The 18,365-nt window shown below is 42.5% G+C and carries 19 protein-coding genes; 1 reads left to right on the top strand and 18 read right to left on the bottom strand.

Annotation, left to right across the window (positions count from 1 at the left end; all coding sequences use genetic code 11):
* A partial coding sequence (locus D7Y06_RS06925) for a response regulator (protein WP_120407080.1) occupies positions 1 to 547 on the bottom strand: 547 nt, incomplete at its 3' end.
* Positions 548 to 1,022: 475 nt separating this feature from the next.
* On the opposite strand from D7Y06_RS06925, the gene D7Y06_RS06930 reads away from it, so the two are divergent.
* Positions 1,023 to 1,616, top strand: a complete 594-nt coding sequence (locus D7Y06_RS06930; RefSeq protein WP_120407081.1) for a LysE family transporter — start codon at positions 1,023 to 1,025, stop codon at positions 1,614 to 1,616.
* Between the two features lie 60 nt (positions 1,617 to 1,676).
* On the opposite strand, the gene D7Y06_RS27925 is transcribed toward D7Y06_RS06930, so the two are convergent.
* The 17 genes from D7Y06_RS27925 to D7Y06_RS07010 form a co-directional block, all read right to left on the bottom strand.
* The gene (locus D7Y06_RS27925; protein ID WP_330566406.1) at positions 1,677 to 4,016 is read right to left on the bottom strand and encodes a TRAP transporter large permease subunit; all 2,340 of its coding nucleotides are present in this window, start codon (positions 4,014 to 4,016) and stop codon (positions 1,677 to 1,679) included.
* Positions 4,009 to 4,512 carry a TRAP transporter small permease gene (locus tag D7Y06_RS06940; RefSeq protein WP_120407082.1) on the bottom strand — a complete coding sequence of 168 codons (504 nt, stop codon included), beginning with the start codon at positions 4,510 to 4,512 and terminating at the stop codon, positions 4,009 to 4,011. The genes D7Y06_RS27925 and D7Y06_RS06940 overlap by 8 nt, the downstream gene beginning before the upstream one ends.
* A gap of 77 nt (positions 4,513 to 4,589) precedes the next feature.
* Positions 4,590 to 4,844 carry a hypothetical protein gene (locus tag D7Y06_RS06945; protein ID WP_120407083.1) on the bottom strand — a complete coding sequence of 85 codons (255 nt, stop codon included), beginning with the start codon at positions 4,842 to 4,844 and terminating at the stop codon, positions 4,590 to 4,592.
* Between the two features lie 510 nt (positions 4,845 to 5,354).
* Positions 5,355 to 5,642, bottom strand: a complete 288-nt coding sequence (locus D7Y06_RS06950; RefSeq protein ID WP_256387215.1) for a helix-turn-helix domain-containing protein — start codon at positions 5,640 to 5,642, stop codon at positions 5,355 to 5,357.
* Positions 5,643 to 5,910: 268 nt separating this feature from the next.
* On the bottom strand, positions 5,911 to 6,255 hold the full coding sequence (locus D7Y06_RS06955) for a helix-turn-helix domain-containing protein (protein WP_120407085.1): 345 nt from the start codon (positions 6,253 to 6,255) through the stop codon (positions 5,911 to 5,913).
* Positions 6,256 to 6,345: 90 nt separating this feature from the next.
* Positions 6,346 to 7,053 carry a LytR/AlgR family response regulator transcription factor gene (locus tag D7Y06_RS06960; protein ID WP_120407086.1) on the bottom strand — a complete coding sequence of 236 codons (708 nt, stop codon included), beginning with the start codon at positions 7,051 to 7,053 and terminating at the stop codon, positions 6,346 to 6,348.
* A gap of 203 nt (positions 7,054 to 7,256) precedes the next feature.
* Positions 7,257 to 7,847 (bottom strand): accessory gene regulator B family protein, encoded by a 591-nt coding sequence (locus D7Y06_RS06965; protein ID WP_120407087.1) that lies wholly within the window; start codon positions 7,845 to 7,847, stop codon positions 7,257 to 7,259.
* Positions 7,840 to 7,998 carry a hypothetical protein gene (locus D7Y06_RS25895; RefSeq protein ID WP_158591301.1) on the bottom strand — a complete coding sequence of 53 codons (159 nt, stop codon included), beginning with the start codon at positions 7,996 to 7,998 and terminating at the stop codon, positions 7,840 to 7,842. Before D7Y06_RS25895 ends, D7Y06_RS06965 begins: the two co-directional genes overlap by 8 nt.
* Positions 7,999 to 8,093: 95 nt before the next feature.
* On the bottom strand, positions 8,094 to 9,116 hold the full coding sequence (locus D7Y06_RS06970; RefSeq protein WP_158591303.1) for a sensor histidine kinase: 1,023 nt from the start codon (positions 9,114 to 9,116) through the stop codon (positions 8,094 to 8,096).
* Between the two features lie 256 nt (positions 9,117 to 9,372).
* Positions 9,373 to 10,080 carry a LytR/AlgR family response regulator transcription factor gene (locus tag D7Y06_RS06975; protein ID WP_120407089.1) on the bottom strand — a complete coding sequence of 236 codons (708 nt, stop codon included), beginning with the start codon at positions 10,078 to 10,080 and terminating at the stop codon, positions 9,373 to 9,375.
* Between the two features lie 296 nt (positions 10,081 to 10,376).
* A complete protein-coding gene (spoIVB, locus tag D7Y06_RS06980) occupies positions 10,377 to 11,603 on the bottom strand; it encodes a SpoIVB peptidase (RefSeq protein WP_158591304.1) in 1,227 nt (408 codons plus the stop codon).
* A 114-nt stretch (positions 11,604 to 11,717) separates the two neighbouring features.
* Positions 11,718 to 13,412: a DNA repair protein RecN gene (gene recN, locus D7Y06_RS06985; RefSeq protein WP_120407091.1), complete on the bottom strand. Its 1,695-nt coding sequence runs from the start codon at positions 13,410 to 13,412 to the stop codon at positions 11,718 to 11,720.
* Positions 13,413 to 13,467: 55 nt separating this feature from the next.
* Positions 13,468 to 13,923: an arginine repressor gene (gene argR / locus D7Y06_RS06990; RefSeq protein WP_120407092.1), complete on the bottom strand. Its 456-nt coding sequence runs from the start codon at positions 13,921 to 13,923 to the stop codon at positions 13,468 to 13,470.
* 16 nt (positions 13,924 to 13,939) lie between these two features.
* Positions 13,940 to 14,770 (bottom strand): NAD(+)/NADH kinase, encoded by an 831-nt coding sequence (locus D7Y06_RS06995; protein WP_120407093.1) that lies wholly within the window; start codon positions 14,768 to 14,770, stop codon positions 13,940 to 13,942.
* 3 nt (positions 14,771 to 14,773) lie between these two features.
* Positions 14,774 to 15,574 carry a TlyA family RNA methyltransferase gene (locus tag D7Y06_RS07000; protein ID WP_120407094.1) on the bottom strand — a complete coding sequence of 267 codons (801 nt, stop codon included), beginning with the start codon at positions 15,572 to 15,574 and terminating at the stop codon, positions 14,774 to 14,776.
* Positions 15,571 to 17,457, bottom strand: coding sequence for a 1-deoxy-D-xylulose-5-phosphate synthase (gene dxs / locus D7Y06_RS07005; protein ID WP_120407095.1), 1,887 nt, complete (start codon positions 17,455 to 17,457; stop codon positions 15,571 to 15,573). Before dxs ends, D7Y06_RS07000 begins: the two co-directional genes overlap by 4 nt.
* 16 nt (positions 17,458 to 17,473) lie before the next feature.
* On the bottom strand, positions 17,474 to 18,361 hold the full coding sequence (locus D7Y06_RS07010; protein ID WP_120407096.1) for a polyprenyl synthetase family protein: 888 nt from the start codon (positions 18,359 to 18,361) through the stop codon (positions 17,474 to 17,476).
* Between the last annotated feature and the right edge of the window lie 4 nt (positions 18,362 to 18,365).

Here is an 18,365-nt window from a genome sequence, read left to right on the forward strand (position 1 = left end):
TAATCGCCTCTCTGAGATATTGATATCCTTTTATATGGGCCGGAACACCTATCTCATGAATAATATTTGTCACATCCGCCTCTAAATTCCTGGGCTTTATCTCCTCTTTCACAAAAGTGTGGTCATAGGAGACAGATTTTTGGATTTCCTTTCCCTGAACTGCCTCACCGGGCCTTCTGCTCCTTTTAATCTGGTTGATAATTGCCGCATGGTCAAAGGGCTTCATAAAATAGTAATCCACACCTCTGGCAAAGGCATCTTCCGTAATTTTTTCGCTGCTGATGGCAGTGACTATAATAAAACTTGGATGCTTTTTCATAGTGGTGTCATGGTTAATTTTATCCACCACCCCCAGTCCGTCCAGTTTGGGCATAATAATATCCAAAAGTACTACATCCGGTTCCTTTGACTTAATCATCTGATATGCTTCTTCCCCGTCCATGGCAGTACCTACCACCTGTAATTCATTATCGCTTTGTATGATATCTCCCAACAATGCCAACGTACTTTCGTTATGGTCAGCTATGGCAACATTCAATTTTTCCATCCAATTTATCCTCCTAACTATTAAAATGATATATCATATTCCATTTTTCACATTGGCCTTTGCGACTAAAAAAGAAACTATTTGTATTATAACATCCCCTTTTCATGTTTCAACTCAAACATTTCGCAGGAATCGACAGCTAAAGGGCTTTCGACAGTAGCGCATGTTTTTCGCAAGTTTCTATTTCGACGATTTAACTTTAAAATGAAATGCCAAAAAATGGTAATTTTTTCCCAAATTAACCCCTAAAATCCTTCCCTGTTTTTCTATGTATCTTCATCCCGAATTTTGTCAAACCCAGTCGCAAAGTTTTCACAAATCGACAGGATTTTTAAATAATGTCGATTTTTGCTATCACAATATGTTGATAAAACGCCAAAATCAACCACAAGAATTCTTTTGGGGTAGATTTTTTTCGACACATTCCTTATACTTATTTTATAAAAATTTATAAAGAATCAGAAAGGAACAGCGTATGCCATTTTCCGTTTTCTACAGTTTGACACTTACCGCCGCTTTAACCACCTGGTCACCTGGCCCCAATAATATACTGCTGTTAAGCAACGCCAGCAAATATGGGTTAAAAAAGAATTTAAAATTTATGTGCGGCATCTGGACCGGCTCCTTTTCCCTGATGCTTCTCTGCGGCGTATGCACAAAAGCCCTCACTTCCATTGTCCCAGGCATCCGCTCTGCAATGACATGTATCGGAGCCGCTTACTTATTGTATTTATCCTACGCCACATTAAAAAGGCTTCCCCCGGGAGAAGAAAGGGACACCAAAGAACCCACCTACAAAATGGGGGTGTTTTTACAGTTAATAAATGTAAAAATAATTATTTACGGCCTTACCATGTTTTCCTCCTTTATCCTCCCCTATGAGGGCAGGCCCCTGATTTTACTTCTCTTTGCCTTCTACCTGATGTTTATGGGTGCTTTGGGCAACATACTCTGGGCCTTTGCAGGAAATGTCCTAAAACAAAGCTATGAGAGACATTACAGGGGAATGAACGCCTGCATGGCCCTGCTTTTGGTGTGGTGCGCCCTTCGGGTATTAGGGATTTTGTAAAAAAAAGAAGCTGCGAAACACAGCTTCTTTCCCACATTAACACTATAGAGACAACGGTATTTAATCTCGGAAGGCTTTTACCAGCTCTTCCCCGTCCTCATAATTCTGATTTTTCAATTCTTCAATGTACCACTCATCAATGCCCTCCACAGCATCCTTAAAGGAATTAATATCCAAGTCCTCATAGGATACAAAGCTGACACCGTTTTTCTCCTGCCAGCGCCTCATAATCTCATCATCTCCGGCACGGTTGATATAGCGCTGATACTCCACCGCTTTCTGCCCGCATTCGTCCACCACGGCCTTCTGCTCCTCTGTGAGGGCATCATAGATATCCTGGTTCATACAGAAAAACAGGCAGTCATAGTTGGCGTTCCACAGAGAACAGTAGGGCTGTACTTCCTGGACAGAAGCCGCATCAATGGCAGGAAGGGGATTTTCCTCTCCCTCCACGGTCTTTTGCTGCAAGGCAGTGTAAGTTTCCGACCAGTTCATATTTGTGGCATCTGCCCCCCAGCGCTTATAGCACTCCATTAAAAGATTGCTTCCCGCCACACGGATTTTTAAGTTTTTCATATCTGAGACGCTTTTGATTTCTTTTACATTATTGGTAAGCTGGCGGAAGCCGTTCTCTGCAATTCCCATGCAGTGGAGATTGTACTCCGATAGAACTTCCTTCAGCTTCTCCCCTCCTGCACCGTCCAAAATTTCATCTGCCTCCTCCACGGAATCAAAGAGATAGGGAAGGGACACCACATTAAACCTGGGGTCAAAGGCTGAGTAAATTAAGTTGCTGTGCATGGATACCTGCACCGGATCGCCGTCCATTAAAGCCTGAATACCCTCAGACTGGTTTCCGTTGGTAAGCTGGTCCGCCGCATACACATTTACCGTAACCTTTCCTCCCGTGGCCTGATTTATAAGCTCCGCAAACTTCCTGCCGCCTTTTGCCCAGGTGCTTGTCTCTGTGGTGGAACAGGTAAAGTTCCAGGTCTGCTCTTCCCAGCCAAGGCTTGTGTAATCTCCAATGTCACCAAAAGCGGAATCCTCCCCGCCTTCCCCGGCATCCAGGGTTTTCGCCTGGACATTTCCCGAGTAGGACTCCCCTGCAAATGCTTTGGGCAGGAAAGTGGATATGGAAGGAATATAGGTGACAAGCAAAAGCACCACAAGGCTTGCGGCAATCATAGGCATAACCGCTTTTGAAATCTGCTGTATGGTCACTTTTACGCCGTTTTTCAGCTTCACCGCAATGGCCACAAAAAGGTTTACCCCCACAGGAGGCGTTACCTGGCCAATGGCAAGGTTTACCGTAGCCACCACGCCAAAGGCCACAAGGTCGTACCCCAGGGCCTGACACACCGGAAGCATAATGGGAATAAATATGTACATAGCTGAGTTTGCGTCAATAAAACACCCTGCCACAAGGAATATCACATTTACAATCAGAAGGAATACAAACTGATTGTGGGCAATGCTGCCAAGTAAATCCGATGCCGCCTTTGCAATGCCGAATTTTGTACATACAAAGGAAAACAGGGAAGCGCTTGCCACAATCAGCATAATTCCACCGGTGGTTTTTGCAGAATCCACAAAGATTTCCCACAAATCTGTCACTTTTACTTCTTTATATATAACCATTCCCACAAAAAGGCCGTACACTACAGACACAGCCGCAGCTTCCGTGGGGGTAAAAATTCCGCCGTAAATTCCTCCAAGTATAATCACCGGCATTAAAAAACCCCAGAATGCATCTTTAAAGGCATCCCACCGCTCTTTTCCCGAAGCCCGTTTTTGGGTAGGCTTTATATCATGTTTTTTCGCTTCCAGGAGTACCACCACAACCAGCGCAGCCCCCATGAGAAGCCCGGGAACGATACCTGAGGTAAACATATCTGCAATGGACACCCCGGTAATGGAAGCATACACCACAAAGGCAATGCTTGGAGGGATGACAATGGCCACGGAACTGGAAGTTGCAAGGAGTGCCGTGGAAAAAGGCGCCGAAAAGCCTCCGTCTAAAATCATGGCAGGAATCAGCACCGCCCCAAGAGCCGCCACGGTGGCAGGGCCCGAACCGGAAATTGCTCCAAAAAAGCAGGAAACAATTACACACACAATAGCAATTCCCCCTCTTCTATGGCCCACACAGGTGTTTACAAATTTAATCAGCCGTTTGGAAATTCCTGCTTTTGCCATAATATTTCCTGAGAGCACAAAAAACGGAATAGCAAGGAGCAGAAATTTGCTGATGCCGGAATACATATTGGTTGCCACAATGGTAAGTTCCGTCCCGGAATATAAAATGGCGCAGACGGAAGAGAGCCCCAGACACATAGAAATGGGAATTCCCATCAAAAGAAAAATAAAAAATGTAATAAAAAGGATTGCGCTAATCATTGTCTTCGCCCTCCTTTGTTTCCTCTGCACAGTAAGTGATAAAATACTCAATAAAATGTAAAATCATACATGCCGCACCAATGGGCACAAAAGACCAGAAAATCCATTCCGGCCAGTTTAAAACAAATGTCCGTTTCCCGTTTGCCAACTGGGTTATCACTTTGTCCACCCCGCAGACGAACAATATCCCGGTAAATAAAACACACAGACAAGTGTTGAGAAACAGCATAGGTTTCTTTGCCTTTTCCGGAAGGCGGTCTGTGAGCAGTGAAAGATTCACCAACTCTCCCTTCCTGCAGGCTAATGCCGCCGCCATAAGGGTAATCAGCACAAACACCGCCACCACAAGCTCCTCTGTAAATGACCAGGACTGGTGGATTACTTTACGTGAAAACACGTTGCCTACCGTGAGCACTAAAATCAGGACAAATGCCGCTGCTAAAATCAGTTTTTCTACGGCAGCGACTCCATCCATGACTCTTTTGTAGATTTTCATAAACTTTTCCTCCTTAGAATAGTATAGCCAACTATACTATAGTAGTGCATTTCTATCCATTCGTCAATGGGATTTTCTTAGGTTTCCTTCAGCCCAAGCATTGCCTTCATAGGGTTTACCTTCCTGGCATGTTCCATAATTTCTGCCTGGCTCCCTTTTACATAGATTAAGAGCTGATTTAGTTCCTCCTCTGTAAATCCCTGACTTTTTTCTAATCTGCACTCCGGTAAAATATATTCAGCCACATCTTTTCCTCTCTGAAAAGACACATGGACAAATTTTTCTCCCTTTTTGCGAATAATGCCGGATACCATCATATTTACTTCCTGCATGACAAATTTCTCCTTTCCACTGGCCTCTTCTATGATTATATCCCTGCTTTTCCCATCTTACAATGAATAAATCCAAATTTTTTATATAATCCCCTGGAAATTTTCTGCAGACATACACAGGGTAAGCAACCCCGCCGCACTTCATCCTGCCCAAAGGATAAAAATCGCAGGCAGCCACTCCCAAGACAAAATTTTTTTATCTTGGCGCTGTTTTACCTCATTACCTCCGGCCGCCGCACCGGTAGGCACAAACCTCTGCTCCGTCCCCCAGGGCTGTATGAACTATGGGGACCTCCTGGCACGAAATGGGTTTCTGCCACCTTCAATATGTGCCCTGCACATAAAAAAGGCGAAAATAAAATCAGATGTATGTCTGTTTTATTCAGTTGTCAAAATTCAAGTGGTTTTTGAACCTGAAACTATCATAAAACATTACATCTGATTATTTTATGGCATAAAATGGCAGATAGCACGTCATAATGTGACAAAACCCTACAGGATTCTGCAAAATTATACAACTATCCTCAAATTTTCCGCTATTACTTTTAAAACTTTTACCAGATACCATCTCTGGACATCATTGGTCCCCTTAATTATATCCAGAATATCTGTCTCGTCTGTACTTTTCACCCCAAATAATAGAAAATCTGTACTCACATCCAGAATCTGAGATATTTCCATTAATTTGTCTACAGAACATGCTGTTGTTCCGTTTTCAATTCTCTGTAACTGTCTTTCATTTGCATAATCCAGGCATTCAGCTAACTGAAATTGCGTCAAATTACTTCTCTTCCTCATTTGCTGTATTCTGTCCCCAACAGCTTTCTTGTCATAGTATTGCAATTTGCCTCATCTCCAGTATATGATCCATGGGATTTTTTGTTACTAAAAGCATCTTACACCATATCTGCCCATTTGGACAGTGACTAAACCCGCTATTTTCTGGCTGGTTTTGTACACCATTTGGCTTCTGCACAAATTTCCTTATGTGATCCGCCCATAAAAAAATCAGCCGTCCTGTCTTTTACAGAACGACTGATACCTGGTGCTTGAAAAAGCAGGCCACCTACTCTTTTAAGAATTGGGCCTGCCCTTTCAAAAGCTTTTCAATCATGTACAACACAAACTCCACTTGGTTTTCATTGCAATTTTTCGTCATAAACAGAAACCTGTCTATAAAGCAAGAGGAACTCTCACTTTGCATCAGCCCAAAAGGCGTGGAGCCAAGAGCATAGACAATTTTCAGATATGTACCCAAACTCATGGTTCTTCTTCCACTTTCAATACTCTTTATGGTATCCAGCGAAACCTCTGCCTCCTCCGCCAAACGACTCTGTGACATTTTCAGGCGTTTCCTCTCTGTTTTTACATTTTCTGCAATGACTTCATATAAATTATCTTCCTCTTTCATAATCCCATCCTTTCCAAAAAGGCATTATAGCAGAATCTTCTGCTATTTTTTCCAACATGTAACTTTATTTCATTTAAGTGTAACATTTTGTCACGCCTGCCTGCTTATAAAATTTAAATGCTTTTCCTTTAACTCCTGTTTATGTGACCTGGACACAATAAAATGTTCCCCGTCATCCAATACCACCTCATTTCCCTGAATGGCCTGAATATGCTGTAGATTAATTATGTAGGATGCATGTATGTGGGAAAATACCCGGCGGTCCAACTGCTGCCACAATTCCTCTGTTGTCATATTGGTTTTGTAAGATTCATTGGGTGTGTAAATCATAGCCTGACGGCCTCTCTTTGCAATATACAAAATATCATCATAATTTACACTGAATTGATTTTTCCTGTATTTAAATACAAATTTCTGTTTCAACAAATCCAAATATTTCATGGCTTTTTCAATTACGCTTTCCAGCTTATCCACTGAAATTGGCTTTATCACGAAATCAAAAGTAGAAACTTCAAAGACATCCATGACATAATACATATAATTGGTAAGAAACACAATCAGTGCCCTGCTGCCTTCTTTCCGTATTTCCCTGGCCAGCTCCAGACCGTTTTTCCCCGGCATCTCAATATCCAAAATGTACATTTGGTAAGAATCGCCATTTTCCTTAATATGGGTTAAAAGTTCATCTGCGCTGAAATATATGTCGTATTCCACCCTTTTATTACCCAACTGGTCAAAGGCAGATTCCAATATCTCCACATCATAGGGGCTATCATCACATATTGCTATTTTTAACATATAATTCCTCCCTGAAAAACAAATAGAAAGTGAGTCCAAATTTATAACTGTATCTCGGCATATATGCAAAATTTAACCTTTACCGGTTATTTTTTGGCCTTGTCCCAAAAAGTAAAAACCGGATAACAAGCTGCCTTGCCATCCGACTTTTACGTCACTATAAACCATCTAACAAATTATTGAATACTTCCAAATTTAGCATTTTAGGAATCAGTGTTCTTTTTCACTTGAAAATGAGCCACTTTCTTTTTTGCAATTTCCATCAAAAGACCCGTTACCACTAGGGCCATAGACATAAACACCGTCTTTGCATACAAATGTTTCTCCCACAGAAGAAACAAGACAAAAAGACCTGTTTCCCCCACAGCGATACACACGGAATTCCTGTGATAGACTTTTTTTTCTGTATTATTCAATGGTTTGTTTTCGCTTTGAATCGGTGTCATCAAAAAAATGGTGCCGATAAACACAGCAATCAGGACAGCGTAAATATATTTTGTAATCGGCAGTATAAAGATGATTATCATACAGGCTAAGGTACTGCTGTACGTAAAACCCAAACATTTTTTGGGAGTAGATGCATGATACCCTCCTGCATAAATGCGCAACACCATATAACAAAACTCAAACAAAATACCCACCAGGAAATTTCCTAATATACATGACAAAATAGAAGCAAAAAGGAAATCCAATAACAAATTTTCCAGTCTGGTGATGCCGGTCTTCACAATCATATCGTTTGTTTCATTTACTAACCCGGCCTTCTCAAAGAGATTCATGAGAAATTTAGTCATGATATTTCTTTAAAGAATCCAATTGGGAATCCAGCTTTTCTTGGTAAAAACGTGAAATACAAGCGCTGTTTACAGCCAAACTGGCCAAAGCGATTACTACGCCGTATAAAACCACAAGCCATTTTTCACTTACCGTTTTTAAACTATTCATTATCCTGCACCTCCTTTTTCTAAACCATAGCACACTTATGAGGAATCGTGTCGAAAATGGCAAAAATTGTGCAGTAATTGACAAAACTAGTGGATTTACTCTTCATTCACAAACAAAATGATACTGACGTAGAACTTATTTCCGCCGGTATCTATAGTCTTCTTCCCGTTATACTTCTTTACAATATATTCCACATTGCGCAGCCCCATCCCGTGATTTATCTTGTCCGCTTTTCTTGTAAAAAACACTCCGCCCTTTTTATGTAAGGTTCCGTCATAAGTATTGCAGATGTGAATCAGCAAAATTCCTTTGTTATACGTTATCTCCACTGACAGGTCTTTTTTCCCTACATGCTCTAACGCCTCTATGGCATTGTCCAAAAGATTTCCAAGAATCATATTCAAATCAAAAGCCGGCATAAAAGAACAGTCCGGCACTTTCAGTTTCATATCTATTTTGCAGCCCATTTTTTCCGCTTTTCTCAGCCTGTAATTCAATATAGTGTCCACCTCATGGTTGCCGGAATTGACGAACTGCCCTGGCACATGTATGTAATCTTCAATATTTAAAATATACTTGGATGCACCCTCATAATCCCTATCCTGCAGAAAGGTATCCAGCAAAAGCAGGTGATTCTTCATGTCATGCCACAAGGAATGGATGTTCTCCTGGGATTGTTTCATTAATTCCAGTTGATTTTCATGCATAAGGATTTTCTCTTCCATAACCTGGCTCTCCACCTTTTCCCGAAACACCTCATTTACCTTGTCATATAGAAAAAAAGTGCTTATGTTAATAAGGCAGATTGCACTTAATCCAATAAGAATCCACTCATATTTTTCTTCTACACTGGCTAAAACTTCAACCAATACAATACTTCCTAAAAGAATCAAAACAAAGTTATAATAACTGCTTTTCGATATGTACTCTGCTTTTTCTACATAAAAAATACGTTCAATTAAAAGAATTAAAACAATATATAAAAAAGAAGAAAGTAAACTACCTGCCGCCTTATTTGGACTGCCATCGCCTAACCAAGATAGTAACCTCCAAACAAATTCTTCAATCACTATTCCAAATGCAATAGTTGTTATAGCCGCCAGCAATTTTCTAATCAAACTTCCATCATATAGAACAAAAATTGCGATAAGTAAAAGAAAAAACAGAGAAAGCGTTGTCAAATACATATTATCAAAACTAAAATGTACAATACAATTTATTAACCAAACCATTCCATAAGTTATAACCTGCAAAAATAATGGCGTATCTTTCTTGGATACAAACATTTTAGCGACGCGGAAAAAAATGTATATATTCAAAACATTAAAAACCGCATTAAACATAAGTTCTATTAAACTCATTTTTCTTTCTTCCCTATCTATTTTCCAACAGTTTCTTATTCAAATTATCTTTCATTGCCCTGCTGACAGGTATAACCTCCCCGTTTGCCATAACAACACAATCTCTTTTGTATTCTGTGGCATAGCGCATATTAATAATAAAAGATTTGTGTACCATACAAAAATTTTTATCTTTTAACCTTCGCATAATCTCCGATAATTTATCATAAAATTCTACTTGGTCGTTGCGCATATACATGTGAACCTTTTTCGCCTGGCTCTGGAAATACAGAATCACCTGTTCATTAACCTTGCAGACACTTTTTCCTATATGGTACTCAAAGTATGAATTGTTTAAACAAAATAATCTCTCATACTCATCCAATATAAATTTTGTTTTGTCATAATTGATGGGCTTAATCAGAAAATTCATCGGGCGAAGATCAAATAACTGCATGGCATAGTTTTTTATGGATGACACAAATACGATCTGAATTGTTTCATTTTCCAAATTCGATCGTATCTTTTTCCCTACTTCCACCCCAGAAATCTCCTTCAACTGAATATCCAGAAAGATAAGGTCTAAATTGACTCCTTTTTCGATATCTGAGAGCATATCCTTTGAATTGTTATATGGATATATCATAATTTCTACATTTTTCTCCATAGAATATTCCAACAAGTTTTTCCTTAATTCTAAGACAAATCCATTTTCATCATCACATATTCCGATATTTATCATTTTTCTCCCCTGTAAAAAACCCAAAATTTTCCAAGTCTCTGTTTTTAGTATACTATCAATGTAATTGGATTTCAAGGATGAAAAGAGGAAAAAGCAGTATGCATTTTGCTTATTCGTTACTTTTCACGGCATGAAAGGCCGCACAAAGTTATATTCTATTAAATTTTTTTAATACTAGTTCCATGTCAAATTTATTTTCTTTAATAAATTCATTTCTGTATTCTGCAGTGGTAATTCCCTAAAAATCCATGGATACAACAATATAACCACCAGAAACCCTTGAGCCTGGCACTGGCTCAATGCTTCAGCATCTTCTCAATAAATACCCCATACCCCTTTGACGCATCTGATATAAATACATGGGTTACAGCCCCCACCAGCCTGCCGTTTTGTATAATAGGGCTGCCGCTCATGCCCTGGACAATCCCCCCTGTCTCCTGCAAAAGAAGGCTGTCTGTCACGTGAAAGAGAATCCCTTTATTTTCCTCTTTGCTGTTGTAATCCACATCATCAATCTCTATTTCGTATTTCCTTAATGTTCCGTCTAAGGAAGATAATATATAGGCTTTCCCTTTTTTTATGTTCTGCTTCATAGCGATTTCCATATATTCCCCGGACATTTCCTGGGGTATTTTATTCACACTCCCGTAGATGCCGGTGCGGGTATTTTTCTTAATTTTTCCAATGCAGTACTCCTCTTTGTAATTTATTACCCCGGTAAGTTCTCCTGGGACTCCGTCCTCCCCCTTCACAATTCCCACGATATTGGTCTCATAAATTTTTCCATCCTTCGTCTCCAGCATACTCCCTGTATCGGCGTCGCTGATGGGATGCCCCAGGGCTCCAAAGGACAAATCCTCCCGGATATATGTCATGGTGCCAACCCCTGCCATATCATCCCGCACCCAGATGCCAAGTTTGTAATCCCCTTCCTTGTCCATCACCGGCGTGATTTTTAACTGAATGGGCCTGCCATCTCGGCAAATTCCCAGTACTAAAGGCTTCCCGCCGCAGGAGGCAATGCACTCCATCAACTCCTCTTTTTCCAGCACTTCTTTTCCGTTCACCTTTGTAATGTAGTCTCCCCCCTGGACCAACTGACGGGCAGGTTCATAATTCATGCCGTCTTTTGCTGGAACTTTTCCCGTTCCAATAATTAAAATCCCCTGGGTTTTTGTGTAAATCCCAATAGGCATCCCGGAAGGGAGAACGAAATCCGGTTCCACCACATGGACAGCCACTTCTTTTACCGGAATAAAATCAAGGAATTTACAATTTAGAGTGTAATCACCATTTAAACCGGCAGTTACTTTCCCTGCGGTGCTGAAGAATGCCTCCACGCTCTCTTCCTCTTTTTCCACACTTACAGGGACAGAGAAAAATATCTCGCTCTCCTCTCCCTCCACCACGTAAAGCTCATCGGGAATCGAATCGTACAAAAGATTTATGGAAAAAAAAAGCAGATATGCCATACCTGCCAGAAAAACCTGGTTTTTATAACGCCATAATTTATGATAAAACATATGTGAATTTGCTCCTTTCGTACCTGAAATATGCGCATTTAAGGAATTTTTCCTAGATGGGACAGCGCATAAAAAAAGAAGGATACCCTTCGTATCCCTCTTAGTATGTGCCATTTATTTTTCTTCACACAATGTTTTTTTTGTATTTGCTGCCAATTCTTTCATTTCCCTGGCGCTCTCTAATACCGTATCCGTTATTTTCACGCCTCCAAGCATACGGGCCAGTTCCTTTACGCTCTCCTCCTCAGTTAAGTTCCGGATTGTGGAAATGGTGGTCTGGTTATTTACAGATTTTTCAATTAGATAATGGCTGTCCGCCATTGCGGCAATCTGGGGCAGGTGGGTGATGCAGATTACCTGGTGGTTCCTCCCCAGCACACTCATTTTTTCCGATACCATCTGGGCGGTTCTGCCGCTGATTCCCGTGTCAATCTCATCAAAAATCAGGGTCTCAATGGAGTCTGTGTCCGCCAGCACTGTCTTAATAGCCAGCATAATCCGGGACAGTTCCCCTCCCGATGCAATTTTTTCCAAGGGCTTTAAGGGCTCCCCCGGATTGGTGGAAATCATAAATTCCCCTTCGTCATAGCCGTTTTGTGTATAGTGCTCCAGTTTCTTAAATTCCATGGAAAAGGACACGTCCAAAAAATTTAATTCCATCAAAGCTTTTCCCACCGCTTCTGTGAGAACTTTCGCCTCTTTTTTTCTGATTTTGGAAACCTTTTCACAGCATTTTTCTAATTTTTCCTGGGCAGAAGTAAAATTTTTTTTCAAATTTTCCAGATAGGAATCATAATCCGCCAATTTTTCCAACCGTTCTCTTTTTTCTCCGCAGTTTTCCAAAATTTCTTCCACGGTGCCGCCGTATTTGGATTTTAAATGATTTAAGGTGTCAAGGCGGGCTTCCACCTGGGCAAAACTTTCCTCGTCAAACTGGGCATCTGATATGTATTCTGCTATTTCGTGGTTAAAATCATTCAAAAGACTCTCAATTTCCATTAATTCTTTTTCCAGATTTTCCACATTTTTATCATAGGAAGAAACTGCGGATATTTCCTTTAATGCCTGTCCCACAAGTTCCGAGGCAGATTCAAAATCCTCCCCGGTTTTTCTGTATGCAGCACCCACAGATTCCATAATTTTTCTTCCATTGGAAAGACGCCTGTACTCCTGCTCTAACTCTAAATCCTCCCCAGGTTTTAAATCCGCTTCCTCTATCTCATGGACCTCATACTCTAAAAAAGAAATCTCCCTGGCGCGCTCCTCTTTATCCAGGCTTGCCGCCTCAAGTTCCGTTTTTAATTTTTTATACTCGCCGTAATATTTTTTTAAATCTTCTTTTTTCTCCTGCAATTCATTTTTTGCATATGCGTCCAAAATATTCATATGATTTTTTTTCACCAATAGAGACTGGTGTTCGTGCTGCCCGTGGATGTCAATGAGAAGCGCCGCCGCCTCCCTTATTTTTGACACAGGGAGAGTCTCGCCGTTGATTTTGGCCGTGCTCCTGCCCTTTACAATTTTTCTGGAAAGAATCACCGTATCCTCCTCAGGAAAAATATCAAGTTCCTCCAAAGCTTTTTTCTGCTTTTCGTCTTCCACGGTAAAGACAAGTTCCACCAGGCCGTAAGGGGCATTTTCCCGCACCATATCCTTTGGCACTTTTTCTCCCAGGGCCAAATTTACAGAGCCTATGATAATAGATTTCCCCGCTCCTGTCTCCCCGGAGAGAATATTTAACCCCGGCATAAATTCCACTTCCGCTTCGTCAATTAAAGCAAGATTTTTCACATGTAGATTTTGTAACATATATACTCCATTTCTTATAGCAAATCTTAATATAGCAATTCATAAAACTGTGGCTTTAGACTTCTTCCATAATTTTCCGCAGACGGTTCATCAAAAGTACTGTGTCCTCCACAGTGCGCACTGCGCACATAATGGTGTCATCCCCTGCGATACTGCCCACGATTTCCCTGCAGTCTAAGGCATCTAAAGCCGCCGCCCCCGCCATAGCCATGCCGGATACGGTTTTTATCACCAAAATATTTTGGGCCATATCCATAGATAAAAAGGCATCCTTAAAAATTCTGGTATATTTCTGCATCATATCCTGGGAATTCCCCGAAAGGGCCGCATATTTCTGTCTTCCGTTTGCCATTGACACTTTGGTGAGCTTAAGCTCCCTGATATCCCTGGACACGGTGGCCTGGGTAACCTGATACCCTTCCCGCTCCAGACATTCCGCCAGTTCCTCCTGGGTTTCAATTTCGTTTTTGCGAATCAGTTCCAAAATTTTTACATGTCTTTTGGATTTCATAGTAAATCACCTTCCCTTATGAATAAATCTGCATTTTCTTCCGCAGTATCTCTAAAAAGCTAATCTGGCTCAATTTTAAAATTTTTACCTTGCTTTTTGCCGTGCAGATGGAAATGCTGTCCCCCGGAACGAATTCTGCGGAATACTCCCCGTCAAAGTTTATCTCCGCCCTTTCCTGCCTCCCGGTCTGTCTGCCCCGCATCTCAATCATAATATCGTCTTTTTCCCCCAGGACAATACTTTTTGTGTTCAGATTGTGGGAATTAATGGGCGTGATTAAAATCATACTTGCCTTTGGATCTACAATGGGGCCCCCCGCCGACATGCTGTATCCCGTGGATCCGGTAGGGGTGGCAACGATAATTCCGTCTGCGCGAAAGGTATTTAAATATTCCCCGTTGATATACACAATCAACTCCAAAAGCTGCATGGCCCCCGTCCTCGAAATGACTATGTCATTTAAAGCCGTCCTGCCCGGCAGTTTTCCCTTTTTTTTTGTAATGGAACTGCCCATAAGCATCATGCGCTCCTCAATGACAAACTCATCTTTCATGATCTGGTCAATGGCGGCATACACATTTTCTTCCTCCAACTCACACAGATACCCCAAATGTCCCAGATTTACCCCGATACATGGAATATCCTTCGGGGACAACTCCCTGGCAGCCCGAATCAGCGTTCCGTCCCCCCCAAGGACAAAAACGCATTCCGCCTCCTCAGTGATTTCTTCCCCGTCTGTGACAATACCGCATTTTCCCCCCTTTAATTCCACATAATGTTTTATCTTTTTACCAAGACGCTGCTCTTTGTCTTTTTCCTGATTTGTTATAATATAAAACTTTTTCATAGGCTAATCTAACATGGAGTGGGCCGCCGTTACTACATCCTTTATACTGACAGTTTCCTCCACCAAACCTTTCCCATCCTTTTTTATGTAAACCAGATATTCAATGTTTCCCTCCGGCCCTTTAATCGGGGAAAAATCCAGGTTTAAGACGGAAAAACCAATCTCCCTGGCAAAAGAAATGACTTTCTCAATCACTTCCTCATGGACAGTGCTGTCTCTCACCACCCCCTTTTTCCCCACTTTTTCTCTCCCTGCCTCAAACTGGGGTTTTATGAGACATACCATCTCCCCCTCTTTCGATAAAAGTTCCTTTGCAGGGCCTAAGACTTTTGTCAGGGAAATAAAAGACACATCCACGGAGGCAAGGTCAATTTCCTCCCCGATATGCTCCGGCAGGACATACCGGATATTTGTCTTTTCCATACAGACTACTCTTTCGTCCTGGCGCAGTTTCCAGGCAAACTGGCCGTATCCCACATCCAAAGCATACACTTTTTTTGCACCGTTTTGCAGCATACAGTCTGTAAACCCTCCTGTGGAAGCCCCGATATCCATACAGATTTTACCCTCTGCTGCCACGCCGAATTTTTCCATGGCTTTTTCCAGTTTTAAACCGCCCCGGCTTACATATTTTAACGTGTTTCCCTTAACTTCTATGCTGCAGTCCTGGGGAAAAGCGCTTCCCGCCTTGTCCTCCCTCTCATTGTCCACAAAGACAACCCCTGACATAATCATGGCCTTTGCCTTTTCCCTGGAAGGGGCAAGTCCCCGGTTTACCAGCAAAACATCTAATCGCTCTTTCATTTTTTTCCCTTACCCTTACCAGAATCATACTTTTCTAAAATTCGTTTCACAATGGAATCCCCGTCTATGCCAACCTCCCGGCGGAGGATTTCCACATTGCCATGTTCCACATAATCATCCTTGATAGCTACATTTATAATAGGAAGCTTCTTTTTCATATTCTGGCTTAAAAATTCTGTCACATGCTCTCCAAACCCGCCGTTTATCACGTTTTCCTCCATGGTAACTAACAGCTTATGCTTTTTTGCCAGAGAGAGTAAAAGTTTCTCATCCAAGGGCTTTGCAAACCTGGCATTTACCAAAGTAACCGAATATCCCAGCTCTTTTAATTTCAGCCGCACTTCCTCCCCCGTCTTTACCATGCTCCCCAGGGCAAAAAGGGCAATTTCCGACTCCTCATAAATCATCTCGCTCACCCCGTACTCCACAGGGGCACGAAATTCCTTCAGCCCCTCATATGCCTCCCCCCTGGGATAACGGATCGCTATGGGAGTGGGAAAATTCACGGCAAATTTTACCATGTCGGAGAGCTCCCATTTATTCTTTGGGGCCAGAATTGTCATATTGGGAATGCTGGACAAAAAGGATATATCAAAAATTCCCTGGTGGGTTTCCCCGTCAGAGCCCACAAGCCCTGCCCGGTCCACGGCAAATACCACCGGAAGGTTCTGAATGCACACATCATGGAGAATCTGGTCATAGGCCCGCTGCAAAAAGGAAGAATACACGGCTACCACGGGTTTCAACCCTGCCGCCGCAAGACCTGCCGCAAAGGTAACGGCATGTTCCTCCGCAATGCCCACATCAAAAAAACGCTCCGGAAACATATTTTTAAAACGCTTTAACCCTGTGCCGTCCGCCATAGCCGCAGTCACCGCCACCACTTTTTCTTCCCGGTCCCCAAGTTTGCGCATCACTGTGGAAAAAATATCCGTGTAATTCGATTTCAGTCTCTTTTTTGTGGGCAGCCCTGTCTCTATGTCAAAGGGCTCCGTTCCGTGAAACCTTGCAGGATGCCGCTCCGCCGGGGCATACCCCCTGCCCTTTTGGGTTATCACATGAACCAGCACCGGCCCCTGGAGCCTCTGGGCCTCCTTTAAGACTTTTACCATTCCGGAAATATTGTGGCCGTCCACCGGCCCAAGATACAAAATTCCCATATTTTCAAAGAGCATCCCCGGCACAAAGAGCTGCTTAATGCCGCTTTTCGTTTTCCGGATGCGCTCTACCACCCGTTCCCCGTACACGGGAATCTGGCTCAGGGAATTGGCAATCCCGGTTTTTACTACCTGATAAGATTCCGCCGTCCTTAAGTTACTCAAGTGTTTGGAAAGCCCTCCCACATTTTCGGAGATAGACATATTGTTGTCATTTAGGACAATAATAAAATTGGAACGTATCCTTGAGGCATTATTTAATGCCTCATAGGCCATCCCCCCGGTGAGGGCGCCGTCCCCAATGACAGAGACCACCTTGTAATCCTCCCCCTTAATCTGCCTGGCCAGGGCATACCCAAGCCCTGCGGAGATGGAAGTGGAGCTGTGGCCTGTGTCAAAGCAGTCGCAGTCGCTTTCTTTCCGCTTGGGAAAACCGCTCATGCCCCCGTATTTTCTTAAGCCGTCAAACCCCTCCCGCCTTCCGGTAAGGATTTTGTGGGTGTAGGATTGGTGCCCCACATCCCAGACGATTTTATCCTCCGGAAGATAAAATGCCAGGTGCAGGGCCATGGTCAGCTCCACCACCCCCAGGTTGGAAGCCAAATGCCCCCCGGAAATGGAAATTTTTTCAATTAAAAACTGCCGGATTTCTTCTGCCAGAATAGGCCAGTCTTCCTTATTCAGTTTTTTGATATCATTTGCCTGTTGTATTTTCTCCAATACCATAAGAGTATCCTCTGTTTTATTTTTCCCGATGTATTAAATATAAAAGCAATTCCCCTAAAAATTCATTTTTAAGAGAAAGTCCCTGCAACTCCTCCATAGCTTTCAGCGTGAGCTTTGCCACCTCTTTTTGGGACGCCTCCAGGCCAAAGAGGGAAACGTAAGTGGACTTATTGTTCTTTTTATCGCTTCCGATTGGCTTTCCCAAAACTTCCAGGGTACTTGTCTCATCTAAAATATCATCCTGTATCTGAAAGGCCAGGCCCACAAGACCTGCCACAGATTCTATGACTCTCTGCTGGTTTTCATCCGCCCCTGCCAAAACCGCCCCAACCACCATAGCGCTCTCTAAAAGGGCGCTTGTCTTTAAGCGGTAGATAAAATAAAGTTTCCCGGCATCCACCTTTTCTCCTTCGGATTCCACATCCACAGTCTGTCCCCCTACCATGCCGTAAACTCCCGCCTTTTTTGTCAGAACCAAAAAAGCCTTTCCGATATTGGGATTTTGGGGCTCCAACAAAAAACTTGCCGCCGCCGTCTCATAGGCAAAATTTAAAAGGGCATCCCCGGCTAAGATTCCCATAGCCTCCCCGTACACGGCATGGGTGGTCTTTTTCCCCCGGCGGTAGAGGTCGTTGTCCATAGCCGGAAGGTCATCGTGGACAAGGGAGTAGGTGTGAATCATTTCAATGGCAGCCATAAAAGGTTCAATCGCTTTTGAATTTCCTCCAAAAAGCCTGTAAGTTTCCTGCATCAACATAGGACGAAGCCTTTTCCCCCCGGCTCTCACACTGTAATTCATGGCCTCAAAAATTGTTTTCTGATACCCTTCTTCCCTGGGGAGGTACTTCTCTAATATTTTTTCAATTTCAGAGATGCGTTTGTCTAATTCAGATTTTATTTCCATTCTG

This window comes from Roseburia sp. 1XD42-69 (assembly GCF_003612565.1).
In the GTDB taxonomy this organism is placed as follows: domain Bacteria; phylum Bacillota; class Clostridia; order Lachnospirales; family Lachnospiraceae; genus Roseburia_B.

Excerpts from the sequence above, each read along its gene's own strand:
- D7Y06_RS06930 (WP_120407081.1), top strand. The coding sequence starts at position 1,023 with ATGCCATTTTCCGTTTTCTACAGTTTGACACTTACCGCCGCTTTAACC.
- D7Y06_RS27925 (WP_330566406.1), bottom strand. The coding sequence starts at position 4,016 with ATGATTAGCGCAATCCTTTTTATTACATTTTTTATTTTTCTTTTGATG.
- D7Y06_RS06940 (WP_120407082.1), bottom strand. The coding sequence starts at position 4,512 with ATGAAAATCTACAAAAGAGTCATGGATGGAGTCGCTGCCGTAGAAAAA.
- D7Y06_RS06945 (WP_120407083.1), bottom strand. The coding sequence starts at position 4,844 with ATGCAGGAAGTAAATATGATGGTATCCGGCATTATTCGCAAAAAGGGA.
- D7Y06_RS06950 (WP_256387215.1), bottom strand. The coding sequence starts at position 5,642 with ATGAGGAAGAGAAGTAATTTGACGCAATTTCAGTTAGCTGAATGCCTG.
- D7Y06_RS06955 (WP_120407085.1), bottom strand. The coding sequence starts at position 6,255 with ATGAAAGAGGAAGATAATTTATATGAAGTCATTGCAGAAAATGTAAAA.
- D7Y06_RS06960 (WP_120407086.1), bottom strand. The coding sequence starts at position 7,053 with ATGTTAAAAATAGCAATATGTGATGATAGCCCCTATGATGTGGAGATA.
- D7Y06_RS06965 (WP_120407087.1), bottom strand. The coding sequence starts at position 7,847 with ATGACTAAATTTCTCATGAATCTCTTTGAGAAGGCCGGGTTAGTAAAT.
- D7Y06_RS25895 (WP_158591301.1), bottom strand. The coding sequence starts at position 7,998 with ATGAATAGTTTAAAAACGGTAAGTGAAAAATGGCTTGTGGTTTTATAC.
- D7Y06_RS06975 (WP_120407089.1), bottom strand. The coding sequence starts at position 10,080 with ATGATAAATATCGGAATATGTGATGATGAAAATGGATTTGTCTTAGAA.
- spoIVB (WP_158591304.1), bottom strand. The coding sequence starts at position 11,603 with ATGTTTTATCATAAATTATGGCGTTATAAAAACCAGGTTTTTCTGGCA.
- recN (WP_120407091.1), bottom strand. The coding sequence starts at position 13,412 with ATGTTACAAAATCTACATGTGAAAAATCTTGCTTTAATTGACGAAGCG.
- argR (WP_120407092.1), bottom strand. The coding sequence starts at position 13,923 with ATGAAATCCAAAAGACATGTAAAAATTTTGGAACTGATTCGCAAAAAC.
- D7Y06_RS06995 (WP_120407093.1), bottom strand. The coding sequence starts at position 14,770 with ATGAAAAAGTTTTATATTATAACAAATCAGGAAAAAGACAAAGAGCAG.
- D7Y06_RS07000 (WP_120407094.1), bottom strand. The coding sequence starts at position 15,574 with ATGAAAGAGCGATTAGATGTTTTGCTGGTAAACCGGGGACTTGCCCCT.
- dxs (WP_120407095.1), bottom strand. The coding sequence starts at position 17,457 with ATGGTATTGGAGAAAATACAACAGGCAAATGATATCAAAAAACTGAAT.
- D7Y06_RS07010 (WP_120407096.1), bottom strand. The coding sequence starts at position 18,361 with ATGGAAATAAAATCTGAATTAGACAAACGCATCTCTGAAATTGAAAAA.